This window comes from Streptomyces sp. NBC_01471 (genome assembly GCF_041438865.1).
Classification (GTDB): Bacteria; Actinomycetota; Actinomycetes; order Streptomycetales; family Streptomycetaceae; genus Streptomyces.
The window spans coordinates 6,552,023-6,569,664 of sequence record NZ_CP109450.1; the positions used below are offsets into that span (position 1 = coordinate 6,552,023).

The window sequence follows — 17,642 nt, forward strand, 5'->3', positions numbered from 1 at the left end:
CCCTCAGGAGCATTCATGCGACGACGCACCGGAAAGCTCAGAACTGCCATCGCCGTAGCGGTGTTCGCGCTCGGCGCCGGCCTGATGGCTCCGCTGCCGCAGGCGACCGCCGCGGCCGCGGATCCCGTCACCGACTACTGCAAGAGCCAGTGCAACGACATCCTGCCGCCGGGTGAGAACGGCAACGCCACCCTCGCCCAGATCCTCGCGCACCGTGCGCTGGGGACCCGTCCCGAGCACAGCGCGGACCAGCTCGGACCGTACGACGCGCTGCCCGCCGGGGCCCCGTCGCTCACCGACTCCACCCTGAACAACTTCTTCAACGACGGCTCGTTCGGCGTCCCCGACGACCAGGTGGCCTCGGTCACCAAGCCGCGCGACGACGTCAGCATCACGCGGGACAAGAAGACCGGCGTACCCCACATCAAGGGGACCACGCGCTACGGGACCGAGTTCGGCGCCGGGTACGCGGCGGGCCAGGACCGCCTCTGGCTGATGGACCTCTTCCGGCACATCGGCCGCGGCGAGCTCACCTCCTTCGCCGGCGGGGCACTCGCCAACCAGGGCCTGGAGCAGGAGTTCTGGCCGATGGCCCCGTACACCGAGCAGGACCTCCAGGACCAGGCCGACCGGATAGCGGCCCAGGGCGCACGCGGCAAGCAGGCCATGGACGACGCACAGGCGTACGTCGACGGCATCAACTCCTACCGGCAGAAGTCGAAGGACGGCCGCTACTTCCCCGGCGAGTACGTCCTCACCGGGAAGATCAACGCGATCACCAACGCGGGCGAGATCGAACCGTTCAAGATCACGGACATGATCGCGCTCGCCTCGGTCGTCGGCGGCCTCTTCGGCGGCGGCGGTGGCGGCGAGGTCCAGGCCGCGCTCTCGCTGCTCTCGGCCCAGCAGAAGTACGGCGTCACCGAGGGCAGCAAGGTCTGGGAGTCCTTCCGGGAGCGCAATGACCCGGAGGCGACCCTCACCGTCCACGACGGCACCAGCTTCCCCTACGCGGACAAACCAGCGGACCCCAAGGGCACCGCGATGCCCGACCCGGGCTCGGTGAAGGCCGAGCCGCTGGTGTACGACCGGTCCGGCGGTGCCAAGACCGAGGCGAGGACCCCGGTCAAGGCGCCGAAGAAGCTCAAGCCCGTGCAGGGCATGTACGACAACGGGGTGCTGCCGACCGACCTGTTCAGCAGCAAGAAGGGCATGTCCAACGCCCTCGTCGTCTCGGGGCAGCACACCGCGAGCGGAAACCCGGTCGCCGTGTTCGGACCGCAGACCGGGTACTTCCTGCCGCAGCTGCTGATGCTCCAGGAACTCCAGGGCCCCGGAATCAGCGCCCGCGGTGTCTCCTTCGCCGGTGTCGGCATGTACATCCAGCTGGGCCGCGGCCAGGACTACGCGTGGAGCGCCACATCGGCCGGCCAGGACATCACCGACACCTACGCGGTGGAGCTCTGCCAGGACGACACCCACTACCTCTTCCGGGGCGTCTGCACTCCGATGGAGAAGATGGAGCGGACCAACTCCTGGACGCCGACGGTCGCCGACTCCACGGCGGCCGGGTCCTACCGGATGCAGGTCTACCGCACCAAGTACGGCATCGTGACCCACCGCGCGACCGTCGGCGGCAAACCCGTCGCCTACACCTCGCTGCGCAGTACGTACGGGCATGAGGCCGACTCGATAGTGGGCTTCCAGATGATGAACGACCCGGGGTACGTGAAGGACGCGAAGACCTTCCAGGAGGCCGCCTCCCACATCGGCTACACCTTCAACTGGTTCTACGCCGACTCCCGGCAGGCCGCCTACTTCAACAGCGGTATGAACCCGGTGCGCGCGGCCGGGGTGGACGCCTCCCTGCCGGTCAGGGCCGAGCCGGCCTACGAGTGGAAGGGCTTCGACCCCGACCACTACACCACCGACGTGACCCCGGCCACCCAGCATCCGCAGTCCGTGGGCCAGGACTACTACGTCTCGTGGAACAACAAGCAGGCCAAGGACTACTCGTCGGCCGGGTTCGGCAACGGCTCGGTGCACCGGGTCGACCTGCTCGGCGACCGGGTGGCGAAACTCGTCGCCAAGGGCGGCGTCACCCGTGCCGGGCTGACCCGCGCCATGGCCGAGGCGGCCGTCACCGACCTGCGCGGTGAGGACGTCCTGCCCGAACTGCTCGACGTCGTACGGAGCCGGCCGGTCACCGACCCGGCGGAGGCCAAGGCCGTCGAACAGCTGGAGGCCTGGGTGGCCGACGGCACCCAGCGCAAGGAGAACGCCCAGAGCTCGCACGTCTACACCCATCCGGACGCCGTGCGGATCATGGACGCCTGGTGGCCGCTGCTGGTGGAGGCCGAGTTCAAGCCGGGGCTCGGTGACGACCTCTACTCGGCGCTCACCACCAACCTCTCCGTCGACGAGTCGCCGTCGGCGGGCCACGGACCCACCGGGGCCCACGCCGGATCGGCCTTCCAGTACGGCTGGTGGAGCTATGTCGACAAGGACATCCGTACGGTCCTGGGCCGCCCGGTACAGGGCAAGCTGGGCAAGACGTACTGCGGCGGGGGCGACCTGAGCGCCTGCCGCGACGCGCTGCTCTCGACCCTGGGCCAGGCCGCGGCCAAGACCCCGGCGCAGGTCTACCCCGGCGACGACAGCTGCGCCGCCGGTGACCAGTGGTGCTCGGACGCGATCATCCACCGTCCGCTGGGCGGGCTGCAGTTCTGGCCCATCCAGTGGCAGAACCGGCCCACGTACCAGCAGGTCGTGGAGTTCCCCTCGCACCGGTAGACGGACCGGGGCACGGGGCCGCGGGCCGGAACGGGCAACTCCGTTCCGGCCCGCGGCAGTTGCTCAGCGGTACGTCAGATACCGCTCGCGGACGGACCGGAAGGCGGCGAGTTCGCCCTGCCAGGCCGCCACCACCTCGTCGGTGTCCGCACCCTTGTCGATCGCCGTGCGGACCTGCGCGGACCCGGTCAGCTTGTCGATCCAGTCGTCAGAACGCCAGGCGAATCCGGACCAGACCTTCTTCGCCGTGACCAGCAGCCCGATGGCGGTCCGCACCGGGTCGAACGCCGCACGGTCCTGGACATGGAGCTGCACACCACCGGCGGTCCTCCCCTCGAACTTGGAGAACGTCGGTGCGAAGTACGCCTCACGGAAGGCGACTCCGGGCAGTTCCAGCGCATTGGCGGCCTCCGCCCACCGCCTGTCGATCCCCTCGGCCCCCAGCAGCTCGAACGGCCGGGTGGTGCCCCGCCCCTCGGAGAGGTTCGTCCCCTCGAACAGACAGGTCCCCGAGTAGACGAGAGCGGTGTCGGGGGTCGGCATGTTCGGGCTCGGCGGCACCCACGGGAGCCCCGTCGCGTCGAAGAAGTCGCCGCGCCGCCAGCCGGACATCCGCACGGTCTCCAGCTCGACCGGTTCCGGCAGGAACTCACCGTTGAAGAGCCGCGCCAGCTCCGTCACCGTCATCCCGTGCGCCTGCGAGATCGGCTGCCGCCCGACGAACGTGGCGAACTCCTTGTGCAGCACCGGGCCGAGCGCGGCCCGCCCGGTGACCGGGTTCGGCCGGTCCAGCACCACGAAGCGCAGCCCCGCCAGCGCCGCCGCCTCCATGCAGTCGTACAGCGTCCAGATGTACGTGTAGAAGCGGGCGCCCGCGTCCTGGATGTCGAAGACCACCGTGTCCACACCGGACGCGGTGAAGATGTCGGCGAGGGGCTGCCCGCTTTTGGTGTACGTGTCGTACACCGGCAGGCCGGTCGCCGGGTCGTCGTACCGCCCCTCCGAACCGCCCGCCTGCGCCGTGCCGCGGAATCCGTGCTCCGGGCCGAAGACGGCGGTGAGGTTCACGTTCTTGTCGGCGTGCATGACATCGACGATGTGCCGGACGTCCTGGGTGACCCCGGTCGGGTTCGTGACGATCCCGACGCGCTTCCCGTCGAGCAGCCCGTAGCCATCGGCGGCCAGCCGGTCGAATCCGGTACGGACCCGGGCGCGCTTCCCCTGCGCGGTGGCCGGTTGTGCCGCGGCACCCACGGCTCCCAGCGCGCCCACGGCTCCGCTCGCGGCCAGCAGTCCCCGCCTGGACAGGTTCATCGGGCTACCTCCATGATCTCGCCGAGTGTCATGGCCACGCAGGCTAACTCTCGACCCTTCCCCTGCCGCATACCGACTGGTTAGTCTGCTGGTGCATTCAACGGAGAGGCAGGTCGTGATGGGTACGGTCGACGGCGCGCGTGTAGTGGTCACAGGGGCGGGCGGCGGTATCGGCGCGGCGCTGGCCCGGAGGTTCGCCGCAGAGGGAGCCCGTGTCGTGGTCAATGACCTGGACGCCGCCAAGGCCCGTGCGGTGGCCGACGGGATCGGCGCGGTCGCGGTGCCCGGCGACGCCTCGACGATCGTGGACGCCGCCCGTGAAGCACTCGGCGGACGGATCGACGTCTACTGTGCCAACGCCGGTCTCGGCTCGGCCGGTGACCCCTTCGCCGACGAGGAGGTCTGGGCCGCCGCCTGGGACGTAAACGTCATGGCCCATGTCCGCGCCGCCCGGGCCCTGCTGCCCGACTGGCTGGAGCGCGGCGAGGGCCGGTTCGTCTCCACCGTGTCGGCCGCCGGGCTGCTCACCATGATCGGTGCGGCGCCGTACAGCGTCACCAAGCACGGTGCGATCGCCTTCGCCGAATGGCTCTCGCTCACCTACCGCCACCGCGGGCTGAAGGTCCACGCGATCTGCCCGCAGGGCGTACGGACCGACATGCTCACCGCGGCGGGGTCCGCGGGCGAACTGGTGCTCGCCCCGACGGCGATCGAACCCGACGACGTGGCCGACGCGCTCTTCGCCGCCATCGCCGATGACCGGTTCCTGGTGCTGCCGCACCCCGAGGTCGCCGAGTACTACCAGGCGCGGGCCGCCGAGCCCGACCGGTGGATCGGCGGGATGAACCACCTCCAGCAGAAGTGGGAGGCCGGACAGTGAGCACCTCGATCTACGCGGCGAAGCCCTGGCTCGGCCGGCTCAGCGAGGCCCAGCGCCGCCCCGTGCACCCGCAGGCGAGCGTGGTGCACGCGTTCCGCGACGCCGTGGCCCGCGCACCGGAACACCCCGCGCTGGCCTACTTCGACGGGCGGCTCACCTACCGCGAGACCGACGCACTCTCCGACTCGGTGGCCGGACACCTCGCCGCCAGGGGCGTGGGCCACGGCGACCGGGTCGCGGTGATGCTGCAGAACTCGCCGCACTTCGTGCTGGCGCTCCTCGGCGCCTGGAAGGCGGGCGCCACGGTCGTCCCGCTCAACCCGATGTACAAATCGGCGGAGGTCGGTCATGCCCTGCGGGACGCCGGTGTCACCGCGCTGGTCTGTTCCGACCGCGCCTGGGAGGCGTATCTGCGCGAGACCGCGGCCGGTTCCCCCCTGAGGTTCGCGCTCACCGCCTGCGAACGCGATCTGCAGACCCGCGACGACGCACGGGTCCTCGGCTTCGAGCGGCTGCCGTGTCCCGCCGACACCGACGATCTGCTGGCGGTGGCCCGGCAGGGGCTCCCGGCCCCCGCGGACCGCGATCCGCGCGCCACCGACGTGGCGCTGATCAGCTATACCTCGGGCACCAGCGGGACTCCCAAGGGCGCGATGAACGCGCACGCCAACATCATGGTGAACGCCGAGCGCCAGCGCACCGGCCACCCCGTCGCGGAGGGCTCGGCGTACTTCGCGCTCGCGCCGCTCTTCCACATCACCGGGATGGTCTGCGAACTCGCCGCGTGTGTCGCCAACGCCGGGACCCTCGTCCTCGCCTACCGGTTCCACCCCGGAGTGGTGCTCGACGCGTTCACCGAGCACCGTCCCGCGTACACCGTCGGCCCCTCCACGGCCTTCATGGCGCTCGCGGCCGATCCGTCGGTCACCCCGGACCACTTCGCCTCCTTCGAGGTGATCTCGTCGGGCGGCGCACCGCTGCCGCCCGCGCTGGTGGAGGGATTCCGTGAGCGGTTCGGCCCGTACATCCGCAACGGCTACGGACTCACCGAGTGCACCGCTCCGTGCGCCTCCGTCCCGCCCGAGCTGGAGGCCCCGGTCGACCCGGTCTCGGGCACACTCTCGGTCGGTGTGCCGGGCCCCGACACCGTGGTGCGGATCCTGGACGTCAACGGGGACGAGGTGCCCTTCGGCGAGCAGGGCGAGATCGTGGTGAGCGGACCGCAGGTCGTCTCCGGCTACTGGGACCGTCCGGACGCCACCGCCGACGCGTTCCCGGGCGGCGAGCTGCGCACCGGTGACATCGGGTTCATGGACCGGTACGGCTGGCTCTATGTCGTGGACCGGATGAAGGACATGATCAACGCCTCCGGTTTCAAGGTGTGGCCGCGCGAGGTCGAGGACGTGCTGTACACCCATCCCGCGGTACGCGAGGCCGCCGTGGTCGGGATCCCCGACCCCTACCGCGGCGAGTCGGTCAAGGCGTACGTGAGCCTGCGGCCCACGGGGCCCGGGGCCGGCCAGTCCGGGTCCGGCGAGTCCGGGCCCGCGGTGACCCCGGCCGAGCTGGCCGCCTACTGCAAGGAGCGGCTCGCGGCGTACAAGTACCCGCGCGAGGTCGAGATCCTGCCCGAGCTGCCGAAGACCACCAGTGGGAAGATCCTGAGGCGGGAACTGCGTTCCCCGCAGTGAACGGCGCGGGCAGAGACCCACCGCACGAGCACACGCACAGCGAGCACACGCAGAACGAGCACACGCAGAACGAGTACACGCACAGCGAGCACACGCAGGACGAGCACATGAACGGACGGAAGGTGGCGGCGATGGCAGCCAGAACGACCGACGGGAACGGCGTCCCCGTCCCGCAGAGGCTGCTGGCCGCCGCCACCCGGCTCTTCGCCGAGCGCGGCTACGACCGGACCTCCGTCCAGGAGATCGTCGAAGCGGCGGGGGTCACCAAGGGCGCCCTCTACCACTACTTCGGCTCCAAGGAGGATCTGCTCCAGGAGGTCTACTCCCGGGTGCTGAGGCTCCAGCAGGAGCGGCTCGACGCCTTCGCGGACGCTGACGCGCCCGTCGAGGAACGGCTGCGCGAGGCGGCGGCGGACGTCGTGGTCACGACCATCGCCAATCTGGACGACGCGGCGATCTTCTTCCGCTCGATGCACCACCTCAGCCCGGAGAAGAACAAGCAGGTACGGCTGGAACGGCGCCGCTACCACGAACGCTTCCGGGCGCTGGTCGAGGAGGGCCAGCGCACCGGGGTGTTCTCGAAGGCCACCTCCGCCGATCTGGTGGTCGACTACCACTTCGGGTCCGTGCACCATCTGTCGACGTGGTACCGCCCGGACGGCCCGCTGACCCCGCGAGAACTGGCCGACCACCTGGCGGATCTGCTGCTGAGGGCGCTGCGCCCGTAGCCCCGGTGGCCCTGTCCGCACGGGTGGGCCGGCCCGCACCGATGGGCCTGTCCGCACCGATGGACCTGGCCTCAGCGGCGGGGTGGCCGCACCGCCGGGGGGGGGTGTGGGGGAACGCCCGCCCCCGCCGGTGCAACCACCTTTCCGCTACAGGTACTTCTTCAGCTCGCGCCTCGCCAGGGACCTCTGATGCACCTCGTCCGGCCCGTCGGCGAGCCTCAGCGTCCTTGCCCCGGCCCAGAGTTCCGCCAGCGGGAAGTCCTGGCTCACCCCGCCCGCGCCGTACAGCTGCACCGCGTTGTCGATGATGTCGATGACCGCACGCGGCGTCGCGATCTTGATGGCCTGGATCTCCGTGTGTGCACCGCGATTCCCCACCGTGTCCATCAGCCAGGCCGTCTTGAGGACCAGCAGCCGCAGTTGCTCCACGGTGACCCGGGCATCCGCGATCCAGTTCTGTACGACACCCTGCTGGGCCAGCGGCTTGCCGAACGCGGTACGGGACACCGCCCGCCGGCACATCAGCTCGATGGCGCGCTCCGCCATACCGATCAGCCGCATGCAGTGGTGGATCCGGCCGGGGCCGAGACGGGCCTGGGCGATGGCGAAACCGCCACCCTCCTCACCGATCAGGTGGGACGCGGGGACCCGGACGTTGTCGAGGACCAGCTCGGCATGGCCGCCGTGGTAGTGGTCCTCGTAGCCGTACACCTGCATGGCGCGCCGGACTTCGAGGCCCGGGGTGTCGCGCGGGACCAGGATCATCGACTGCTGGCGGCGGACGTCGGCGCCGTCCGGGTCCGTCTTCCCCATCACGATGAAGATCTTGCAGTCCGGGTTCATGGCCCCGGAGATGTACCACTTGCGGCCGTTGATGACGTAGTCGTCACCCTCGCGCGTGATACGGGTCTCGATGTTCGTCGCGTCGGACGAGGCGACCTCCGGCTCCGTCATGGCGAAGGCCGACCGGATCTCACCGGCGAGGAGCGGCTCCAGCCACTGCTTCTTCTGCTGCCCGGTGGCGAACTGGAACAGCACCTCCATGTTGCCCGTGTCGGGGGCAGCGCAGTTCAGAGCGGTGGGCGCCAACTGCGGTGAGCGCCCGGTGATCTCGGCGAGCGGCGCGTACTGAAGGTTGGTCAGCCCCGCGCCGTACTCGGCGTCCGGCAGGAAGAGGTTCCACAGGCCCTGGCGGCGCGCCTCGGCCTTCAGTTCGGCCACCACCGCCGGGGTGTCCCAGGGAGAGGCGAGCCGCGCGCGCTGCTCGTGGGCGACGGCCTCGGCGGGCAGGACGTGCTCGTCCATGAAGGCGAGGAGCTTGCCGCGCAGCTCTTCGGTGCGCGCGTCGAATGCGAAGTCCATGGGGTGTTCAGCCTTCCTGGAGGGTGGTGAGGCCGTGCTCGATGAAGACGGGGACCAGAGAGCCGATCTGGTCGAAGCCGGCGCCGACGGTCTGGCCGAGGGTGTAGCGGTAGTGGATTCCTTCGAGGATCACGGCGAGCTTGAACCAGGCGAACGCCGTGTACCAGGCGATGGCGGAGGTGTCCCGGCCCGAGCGGGCCGCGTAGCGCTCGACCAGTTCGGTGGGCGAGGGGTGGCCCGCCGCACCGCTCGTCGTGGAGACGGGCGACTCGGGGATGCCCAGGTCGGAGCTGTACATCACGAGCAGCCCCAGATCGGTGAGCGGATCACCGAGTGTCGACATCTCCCAGTCCAGGATCGCGTTGATCCTGTCGTCGTCACCGAGCAGGACGTTGTCCAGGCGGTAGTCGCCGTGCACGACCGTGGGGGCGGGGGACCCGGGCAGGTCGCGTCCGAGCGTGGCATGCAGCTCGTCGATGCCGGCCAGCTCGCGGTTGCGCGAGGCGTCCAGCTGCTTGCCCCAGCGGCGCAGCTGCCGGTCGAGGAACCCCTCGGGGCGCCCGAAGTCCGCGAGACCCACCGCCTCCGGATCCACGGCATGCAGATCCACCAGCGTGTCGACCAGCCCGAGCACCGCCGCACGGGTCCGCTCGGCGCCGAGGGGCGCCAGCTGGGCGGCCGTACGGTACGGGGTGCCCTCGACGAACTCCATGACGTAGAAAGGTGATCCGATCACCGACTCGTCCTCGCACAGCAGCACCGGCGCGGGCACCGGAACCCCCGTCGGGTGCAGCGCGCTGATCACCCGGTGCTCGCGCTTCATGTCGTGCGCGGTGGCCAGGACATGGCCGAGCGGGGGCCTGCGCACGACCCACCGGCCGGTCCCGTCGGTCACGGCGTACGTCAGATTGGACCGGCCGCCCTCGATCAGCCGCGCGCTGAGCGGTCCGCTCACCAGGCCGGGCCGCACCCGGTCGAGATGACCGCGCAGCGCCTCGGGGTCGATTCCCGGTGGATGGACTGCGCTCATGGGGCACCTCCGTGTGTAGGGGCGGACCGTCCGGGTGGACCGTCGCGCGGATGACTGCTGGAACGCTCGCCGTAACGCCTGCGCCCATCATGCCGACCAGTCGGTATGCCGTCCACCCCCGGCCCTTTTCCGGCAGCCGGTGCGCGGTCGTCACATCTCTGATACACCGCTCGGCCGCGTCCGGTTCCCTCCCGGCCGGCGTCGGCCGGGAGGGAACCGGACTCCCGTTTGCACGGGGTCCGGTTGCGCGAGGCGTGGCCTGACCAGAGGCTCGTAGGCATGAAGGCGATCAGCTACAGCCGTTACGGCGGCCCCGAGGTCCTGGAGTACGGCGAGCGCCCCGAGCCCAAGGTCGGGCCGGACTCCGTACTGGTGAAAGTCCGTGCGGCAGCGGTCAACCCGGTCGATGTGCACGCCCGCGAGGGACACCTCGACGCGGGGCTCCAAGCCGTCTTCCCGGTCGTGCCGGGCTGGGACGTCTCCGGTGTCGTGGTGCAGCCGGGGGCGGCCGTGACCGAGTTCGCCGTCGGGGACGAGGTGATGGGGTACGTACGGGAGGACTTCCTCTCGCGCGGGACCTTCGCCGAGTACGTGGCTGCCCCGGTGCGCACCCTCGCCCGCAAGCCGCTGCGGCTGAGTTTCGAGGAGGCCGCCGGGCTGCCGCTGACCGGGCTCACCGCCTACCAGGCCCTGCGCGCGCTCGAAATCCGTTCCGACGACACCGTCCTGGTGCACGCGGCGGCGGGCGGCGTCGGCTCGATGGCCGTACAGCTCGCCCTGCACTCGGGTGCACGGGTCATCGGCACGGCGAGCACCCACAACCACGACCATCTGCGCACGCTGGGCGCGGAACCGGTGGCCTACGGCGGCGGGCTCGCCGACCGGGTGCGGGCCCTGGCGCCCGACGGAGTGGACGCGGTCCTCGACACGGTCGGCGGCGACACCCTCAGGCTGTCGGCGAACCTGCTCGCCCCGGAGGGCCGGCTCGCCTCCATCGTCGACGGTGACGTGGCCGAATTCGGCGGGCGCTATGTCTTCGTACGGCCCGACGCCCTGGATCTGCACGTCCTGGGCGAACTGGCCGACCAGGGGGAGATCGCCGTCCACGTCGACCGGGTCCTCCCGCTGGAGCAGGCGGCCGAGGCGCAGCGGCTCATCGCGGAAGGCCACACCCGCGGCAAGATCGTCGTCACGGTCGACTGGGACGCGGCCTGACCCGTACGCGCACCGGGGCGCCTTCCCGGACTTCCCGGAACGGCGCCCCGAGGATCCTCCCGCGGGCACCGCGGATCCGCCGGCACGCCGGGTCCGCGGGCTCCCCGATGCCCGGACGGTCCTCGCGCCGGCATGCCGCACGCCGACCCGGCGGCCCGCCGCGGAGGCCGGCGGGCCGCCGTCACCGCGGGCGCGGAGCGGTCAGGCGGCGGTACGCGGCGAGGCCGTCGGGCACCCACTCCCAGCTGCCGATACGGAGCGCCAGCTCCTCGTCGGAGAGGAAGCCGTGCCAGGCGACCTCCTCCACCTGGGGATTCACCGGAAGTGTGCAGCGCACCTCGTAGACCCAGGACCACCAGCCCTGCCCGGGGCCCTCGTACAGGAACTTGAAGAGCGGTACGGGCGCGGGCAGCCCCGAGACGCCGAGCTCCTCCTCGGCCTCCCGCAGCGCCGCCGCGTCGTAGGACTCGCCCGCGCCGACCACCCCGCCGACGAACATGTCGTACAGCGAGGGGAAGACCAGCTTCACCGGGGTCCGCCGGTGGACGAAGATCCGGTCCTCGGCGTCCCGGGCGAGGACGAAGACGCAGCGGTGCAGCAGCCCCTTCGCGTACACCTCGCCCCGCGGGGCCTGCCCGGTCACCTGGTCGGACGCGTCGACCACATCGAGGATCTCGTCGGCGGGGGAAGCGGGGGGTACGGGGTGTGCAGCGGTCATGCGGCCATCTTCTCGCGCGGCGCCCGCGCCGAGCCGGAGGGCATCGCCGGATGCCGCCCCAGGAGGATGATCCCCACGACGATCGCCGCCAGCCCGGCCGACTCCCAGGCCAGGGCTCCGGTATCGGTGTGCAGCCGGTCGCCGAGGAAGCCCACGCCGCATACGATGCCCGCGAGCGGCTGTGCGGCGGTGAGCGCGGGCAGCGAACTGCGCAGCGGCGCGGCCTCGAAGGCGCTCTGGACCAGGACCAGGCCGGTGACGCCGAGCACGATCACGGCGTACACCTCCCAGCCGCTCACGAGCCCCGCCCAGCCGCCGTGCTCCAGATGCTGTCCGCTGACCCGGGTCAGGGCGTCCTGGAGCCCGTACAGCAGCCCCGCGCCGAGTGCGAGGAGCGCGGGCCCCACGGTCAGCCGGGTCCGTTTGGCGCAGAACGCCAGGAGCATCGCGGTACCGGCCACCGCGCCGATGATCAGCCAGTGCCGCAGCTCGTCCACCGACGCGGCACCGGCCTTCGGCTGGCCCGCCAGGATGAAGACCGCGACACCGCCCGCCAGCAGCGCGAGACCGCCCCAGCCCTGCCGTCCCAGCGGCTGCCCGGTCTGGTGCCGGGAGAGCGCCATGGCGAAGAGCAGGTTCGTCGCGAGCAGTGGTTCGACCAGGGAGATCTCGCCCTGGCCGAGTGCCAGGGCGCCCAGCACCATGCCGCAGACCATGAGGCCGATGCCGCCCAGCCAGAGCGGCACCCGCACCAGGTCGAGCAGCAGCCGGAAGGAGAGGAAGTCCTTCATCGGGGCGTGCCGCGCCGCTCTCTGCTGGAGCACGAAACCGAAGCCGAGACAGCAGGCCGCGCCCACGGAGAGCGCGACGACGAGTACCGACACGTGATCAACCTCAAGACCGGCCAGAGGGGGCGGGATGCTGGCGACGATAGCGCTTGGAGGGGCACCTGTACCCGTTGAGTGCACCGAACGGGACGGTTGACGCAGCTTCGGGACGAACTGAAGATGTGACCCACAAGTAACCTGGCAGGGATGGGGCTCATGGCGGACGACGCTGACGTGATCGTGATCGGGGCCGGTCTGGCCGGTCTGGTGGCCACCGCCGAGCTGGTGGACGCGGGGAAGAAGGTGATCCTCCTCGACCAGGAACCCGAGCAGTCGGCCGGCGGGCAGGCGCACTGGTCCTTCGGCGGTCTCTTCTTCGTCGACTCGCCCGAACAGCGGCGCTTCCGCATCAAGGACAGTCACGAGCTGGCGATGCAGGACTGGCTCGGCACCGCCGGTTTCGACCGGCCGGAGGACCACTGGCCGCGGCAGTGGGCCGAGGCGTACGTCGACTTCGCGTCGGGCGAGAAGCGGGCCTGGCTGCACGCCCAGGGGATGCGCTTCTTCCCGGTCGTCGGCTGGGCGGAGCGCGGCGGGTACGACGCGACGGGCCACGGCAACTCGGTGCCCCGCTTCCACATCACCTGGGGGACCGGGCCCGGTGTCGTCGCGCCCTTCGAACGCCGGGTGCGGGCCGGTGTGGCGCGCGGCCTGGTGCAGCTCAGGTTCCGCCACCGGGTGACCGGCCTCGCCCGCAGCGCCGGCGCGGTCGACACGGTGACCGGCGAGGTGCTGGAGGAGAGCGGGGCCGAGCGGGGCACCGCGAGCAGCCGTACGGTCACCGGCGAGTTCAGCTACCGGGCGCAGGCGGTCATCGTCACCTCCGGCGGGATCGGCGGCAACCACGACCTCGTACGGGCGCAGTGGCCGGAGCGGCTCGGCACCCCGCCCGCCCACATGCTGTCGGGGGTGCCCGCCCATGTGGACGGGCTGATGCTGGGCATCACGGAGGCCGCCGGCGGCAGCCAGATCAACCGGGACCGGATGTGGCACTACACCGAGGGCATCCAGAACTGGAACCCGATCTGGGCGAAGCACGGCATCCGCATCCTGCCGGGGCCCTCGTCGCTCTGGTTCGACGCACGCGGCAAACGCCTGCCGGTGCCGCTCTTCCCCGGCTTCGACACCCTGGGCACGCTCGACCACATCATGAAGTCGGGCCACGACCACACCTGGTTCGTCCTCGACCAGCGCATCATCGGCAAGGAGTTCGCGCTCTCGGGCTCCGAGCAGAACCCGGACCTGACCGGGAAGTCCGTCCGTGACGTCATCGGGCGGGCGCGGGCCGACGTACCCGCGCCGGTCAGGGCCTTCATGGACAACGGCGCGGACTTCGTCGTCGAGAAGGACCTCGCGTCGCTGGTGCGGGGGATGAACGCGCTCACCGACCAGCCGCTGATCGACGAGGCCGGGCTGCGCCGGGAGATCGTCGCCCGCGACCGGGAGATCAGTAACCCCTTCACCAAGGACCTCCAGGTGATGGCGGTCCGCGGCGCCCGGAACTACCTGGGCGACAAACTCATCCGTACGGCAGCGCCGCACCGGATCCTGGACCCCGCCGCGGGGCCGCTGATCGCGGTGAAACTGCACATCCTGACCCGCAAGTCGCTGGGCGGCCTGGAGACGGACCTGTCGTCGCGGGTCGTCGCCGAGCCGGGCGCCGGCCCGGACCGGGGCCGGCCCGTGCCCGGTCTGTACGCGGCGGGGGAGGCCGCCGGGTTCGGCGGGGGCGGGGTGCACGGCTACCGGTCGCTGGAGGGCACGTTCCTGGGCGGCTGCATCTACTCCGGGCGGATCGCCGGGCGGGCGGCGGCCCGGGCGGTGGGATGAGCGGGCTGAGCGGTGGCGGGGCCCGGAGGGCTGTCCGGGGCGCCCGCCCTACAGCCGTTCCACCACCCGGAACCTCTCGGCCACGATCATCGTGTCGTCGTCCACGGTGAACTCCGGGTCCCGCAGCGCCTCCCGCATCTCGTCCCCGTGCCAGAACCGCTCGTGCCCGGCGCGCCACTCGGCGACCGATGCGTATCCCTCGCCCTCGTCCAGCGCGTGCTGGAGCCCGACGTCCCCCAGCCGCAGGACCAGGACCCCGGTGAGCTCGACCACCGCGACCTCGCGGCCGTCCGAGTCGATCAGCGCGGAGCGCTCGCCGACGGGAGGCAGTTCCTCCTGCTCCGCCTCGTACTCGGCGAGCAACCCGCTGGTCGAGACCTTCTCCCCGCGCAGCACGGAGTCGACGAGCTGATCGCGGAGCGGGCCGGGGAAGGCGAAAAGCAGGGGCTTGAGAGGCTCGGGACCGGTCATGGCACCAGCGTACGCACACGGGTAAAACATGGCGGCGCAAGGGGAGTTGAGGAGGGGGTGGCGCCCGTACGGCCTTGACGTGGAGCCATCAATACCGGTTTGCTGTGCGTGATCATTGCCCCCGGCGCCCTGAGGAACCCCGCGGATGCCCCCTCTCCTCGGCCGCTCCCGAAGACGGGCCGGCCAGCTCGCCGACCCGGCACTCGACGATGTCGAACTCGCCGAAGCGAGAACCCAGTTGGCCCAGGGCCGCTGGGGCAGCGTCAGTTCGCTGCTCACCGCGACCGCCGACGACTGGGACCGCCGGGGCCACCGTCTGGTCGTACTCGCCGAGGGCGCGGGATCGGTGGCCTGGGCGGAGGACTGGCTGCTCGCCGAGCCGGAGAGCGCGGACGCCGCCGCCCTGCTGGCCTGCGCCACCGTCCTGCGGTCGCTCCGGGGCAAGGACGGCAGGTCCGGAAAGGCGGCCAGGACCGGCCGGGCCGGCGTCGAGGAGGAGGGCGCGGCCAGGGAGGCCTGCCGGGCCGCTGCCCGGATGGCGCCGTCGGACCCCACGCCCTGGCTCGGTCTGCTGATCCTGGCCCGCAGCCGGGGTACCGAGGAGGAGGTCAGCCGCCTCTTCGACGAGGTGCGCTCACGCCACCCCGAGCACCACCACGCCCACCACCTGATGGCGGCGCGGCTCGCCGAGCGCCATCCGGAAGCCGGCCAGGACCCCCTCCACGAGGTGTACGACTTCGCGGCCTGGGCGGCCGAACAGGCGCCCGCCGACTCGCCGCTCGCGGTGCTGCCGGTGGTGGCCCACGCGGAGCGCTACCGGGTGCTCGCCACCGCGGGCAGCGAACCGGGCGATCCCGCACGCTCCGCGCACTGGACGGGCCGGCGGGCCCGACAGGTGATGAAGGCCGCCTTCGACTGGTGGCTGGAGTGGGAGCGCGAGGACCATCCGCGCAATCGCATCGACCTCAACTTCCTGGCCCACGCGAAGTTCTGCGAGGGCCGGCCGGCGGAGGCCGCCGCGCTGTTCCACCGCATCGGAGAGCACATCACGCCAGCCCCCTGGGCGTACCCCGACCGGGACCCGTACCAGGCGTTCAGCGCCGCGCGCGGTGCCGCGCTCGGCTCCGTCTAACTCCTCACCGAAGGGACCGACCCGCCATGCCGCCGGGCAGTTCGAGCACGAGCGAGATCAACGAGATCAGCACGTTCAAGGGCCAGGACCAGGCGTTGCGCGCCGGCCGTCTGGGGACGGCGGGGCTGCTGCTCTCCGTGCTCGCGGCCAGTGCTCCCCTGATGGTCGTCGCGGGTGTCATGCCCACGATCTTCGGTCTGATGGGGATCGTCGGGCAGCCGATCCTCTACGTCATCCTGGCGGTCGTCCTGGCGCTGTTCAGCGTCGGTTACGCGGAGATGAGCCGGCACGTCCACAACGCCGGGGCCTTCTACGCGTACATCGCCCGCGGCCTCGGCGCCACCGCCGGTGCGAGTGCCTCCTTCGTCGCCCTGGTCGCCTACAGCGCCATGCAGGTCGGCATCTACGGCATCTTCGGCTTCGAGGTCTCCGGCCTCTTCGACACCTACCTGAGCACCGAACTGGCCTGGTGGATACCGGCGCTGGCGGCCGTCGTGGTCGTCGGGGTGCTGTCCTGGCTGAAGATCGACCTCAACGCGAAGGTCCTCGGGGTGCTGCTGCTCATCGAGTGCGCCCTCGTGGTGATCTTCGACATCGCCTCGGTCGCGAACCCCGCCGCGGAAGGGCTCTCGCTGCACGCCTTCAACCCCGGCACCCTCACCGGAGCGGGCTTCGGAACCGCCCTCTGCTTCTGCATCGCCGCCTTCGTCGGCTTCGAACAGGCCCCCGTGTACGCCGAGGAGACCAGCAGGCCGCAGGTGGTCGTCCGCCGGGTGATGTTCCTCGGCGTCGGCTTCGTCGCGCTGTTCTTCGCCCTCAGCTCCTGGGCGCTGACCGTGGCCGCCGGCCCGTCGGCGATCAGTGCCCGGGCGGGCAAGCTCGGCCCCGGACTGCTCTTCGGCCTCAGCGAGGGGGTGCTCGGCAAGTCCTTCACCGACGTACTGCACGTCCTCTTCGTCACCGGCATGTTCGCCGCCATGCTCAGCTTCCACAACGTGGTCGCCCGCTACGCCTTCGCGATGGGCCGCGAAGGACTGCTGCCCGCCGCCTTCGGCCGTACCAACAAGTCCAGCGGCGCACCCGGCATCGGGTCGCTGCTCCAGACCGTGATCTCCCTCGTCGTCGTCATCGCCTTCGCGGTGACCGACAGCAAGCCGCACGGCGACCCGACGGCGCCCGTCCTGCACCTCTTCACCTGGATGGGGAACATCGGCGCCCTCGGCATCATCCTGCTGATGGCCGCCGCGTCGGTCGCGGTCATCGCCTTCTTCGGCCGGCGCGGGGCGGTCCGCGCGCAGATCTGGCGGCTGACCGCGTCCGGGCTCGCCTGCCTCGCCCTGCTCAGCATCGCCTTCATGACGGTCAAGGACTTCGACGTGCTGGTCGGCGCGGGCCCCGGCTCCGTACTGAGCTGGCTGCTGCCCGGCATCATCGGCCTCGCGCTGCTCGGCGGGCTGGTCTACGGACTGGTGCTGCGCTCGGGCCGGCCGGAGGTGCACGCCCGGATCGGGCTCGGCAACGAGGCGTTCCAGCTCGACAAGGCCGCCGAGGCGCGGGCCGGAGTCGCCGCGGAGATATGACGGAATCCTGA

The 17,642-nt window shown here is 71.2% G+C and carries 14 protein-coding genes; 8 read left to right on the forward strand and 6 right to left on the reverse strand.

Annotated features, from left to right (window positions below; all coding sequences use genetic code 11):
• Window positions 1-15 precede the first annotated feature (15 nt).
• The gene (locus OG285_RS29345; protein WP_371792674.1) at window positions 16-2,793 is read left to right on the forward strand and encodes a penicillin acylase family protein; all 2,778 of its coding nucleotides are present in this window, start codon (window positions 16-18) and stop codon (window positions 2,791-2,793) included.
• 63 nt (window positions 2,794-2,856) lie between these two features.
• Here the strand turns inward: OG285_RS29345 and OG285_RS29350 are convergent, their stop codons facing one another.
• On the reverse strand, window positions 2,857-4,107 hold the full coding sequence (locus tag OG285_RS29350) for an exo-beta-N-acetylmuramidase NamZ domain-containing protein (RefSeq protein ID WP_371792675.1): 1,251 nt from the start codon (window positions 4,105-4,107) through the stop codon (window positions 2,857-2,859).
• A gap of 118 nt (window positions 4,108-4,225) precedes the next feature.
• On the opposite strand from OG285_RS29350, the gene OG285_RS29355 reads away from it, so the two are divergent.
• The 3 genes from OG285_RS29355 to OG285_RS29365 all read left to right on the forward strand — a co-directional run bounded on the left by OG285_RS29355 (window position 4,226) and on the right by OG285_RS29365 (window position 7,406).
• Window positions 4,226-4,987 (forward strand): SDR family oxidoreductase, encoded by a 762-nt coding sequence (locus tag OG285_RS29355; protein ID WP_371793647.1) that lies wholly within the window; start codon window positions 4,226-4,228, stop codon window positions 4,985-4,987.
• Window positions 4,984-6,678: a class I adenylate-forming enzyme family protein gene (locus OG285_RS29360; protein WP_371792676.1), complete on the forward strand. Its 1,695-nt coding sequence runs from the start codon at window positions 4,984-4,986 to the stop codon at window positions 6,676-6,678. The genes OG285_RS29355 and OG285_RS29360 overlap by 4 nt, the downstream gene beginning before the upstream one ends.
• A gap of 131 nt (window positions 6,679-6,809) precedes the next feature.
• Window positions 6,810-7,406, forward strand: a complete 597-nt coding sequence (locus tag OG285_RS29365) for a TetR/AcrR family transcriptional regulator (RefSeq protein WP_356829718.1) — start codon at window positions 6,810-6,812, stop codon at window positions 7,404-7,406.
• A 147-nt stretch (window positions 7,407-7,553) separates the two neighbouring features.
• On the opposite strand, the gene OG285_RS29370 is transcribed toward OG285_RS29365, so the two are convergent.
• A complete protein-coding gene (locus OG285_RS29370) occupies window positions 7,554-8,768 on the reverse strand; it encodes an acyl-CoA dehydrogenase family protein (protein ID WP_371792677.1) in 1,215 nt (404 codons plus the stop codon).
• Between the two features lie 7 nt (window positions 8,769-8,775).
• Window positions 8,776-9,798 carry a phosphotransferase family protein gene (locus OG285_RS29375; RefSeq protein ID WP_356829713.1) on the reverse strand — a complete coding sequence of 341 codons (1,023 nt, stop codon included), beginning with the start codon at window positions 9,796-9,798 and terminating at the stop codon, window positions 8,776-8,778.
• A gap of 279 nt (window positions 9,799-10,077) precedes the next feature.
• Between OG285_RS29375 and OG285_RS29380 the strand changes: the two genes are divergently transcribed.
• A complete protein-coding gene (locus OG285_RS29380; RefSeq protein ID WP_371792678.1) occupies window positions 10,078-11,013 on the forward strand; it encodes an NADP-dependent oxidoreductase in 936 nt (311 codons plus the stop codon).
• Between the two features lie 181 nt (window positions 11,014-11,194).
• Here the strand turns inward: OG285_RS29380 and OG285_RS29385 are convergent, their stop codons facing one another.
• Entirely contained in the window at window positions 11,195-11,731 is a 537-nt protein-coding gene (locus tag OG285_RS29385; RefSeq protein WP_356829709.1) for an NUDIX domain-containing protein, read from the reverse strand.
• Entirely contained in the window at window positions 11,728-12,615 is an 888-nt protein-coding gene (locus OG285_RS29390; protein WP_371792679.1) for a DMT family transporter, read from the reverse strand. Before OG285_RS29390 ends, OG285_RS29385 begins: the two co-directional genes overlap by 4 nt.
• Window positions 12,616-12,774: 159 nt before the next feature.
• Between OG285_RS29390 and OG285_RS29395 the strand changes: the two genes are divergently transcribed.
• A complete protein-coding gene (locus tag OG285_RS29395; RefSeq protein WP_371792680.1) occupies window positions 12,775-14,448 on the forward strand; it encodes an FAD-binding dehydrogenase in 1,674 nt (557 codons plus the stop codon).
• A gap of 48 nt (window positions 14,449-14,496) precedes the next feature.
• Here the strand turns inward: OG285_RS29395 and OG285_RS29400 are convergent, their stop codons facing one another.
• Window positions 14,497-14,919 carry an ASCH domain-containing protein gene (locus tag OG285_RS29400; RefSeq protein WP_356829703.1) on the reverse strand — a complete coding sequence of 141 codons (423 nt, stop codon included), beginning with the start codon at window positions 14,917-14,919 and terminating at the stop codon, window positions 14,497-14,499.
• Window positions 14,920-15,064: 145 nt separating this feature from the next.
• Here OG285_RS29400 and OG285_RS29405 point away from each other — a divergent pair, with 145 nt between their 5' ends.
• Both OG285_RS29405 and OG285_RS29410 read left to right on the forward strand, forming a co-directional pair.
• Window positions 15,065-16,051, forward strand: coding sequence for a hypothetical protein (locus OG285_RS29405; RefSeq protein ID WP_356829701.1), 987 nt, complete (start codon window positions 15,065-15,067; stop codon window positions 16,049-16,051).
• Between the two features lie 26 nt (window positions 16,052-16,077).
• Window positions 16,078-17,631 (forward strand): APC family permease, encoded by a 1,554-nt coding sequence (locus OG285_RS29410; RefSeq protein ID WP_356829699.1) that lies wholly within the window; start codon window positions 16,078-16,080, stop codon window positions 17,629-17,631.
• Window positions 17,632-17,642 lie beyond the last annotated feature (11 nt).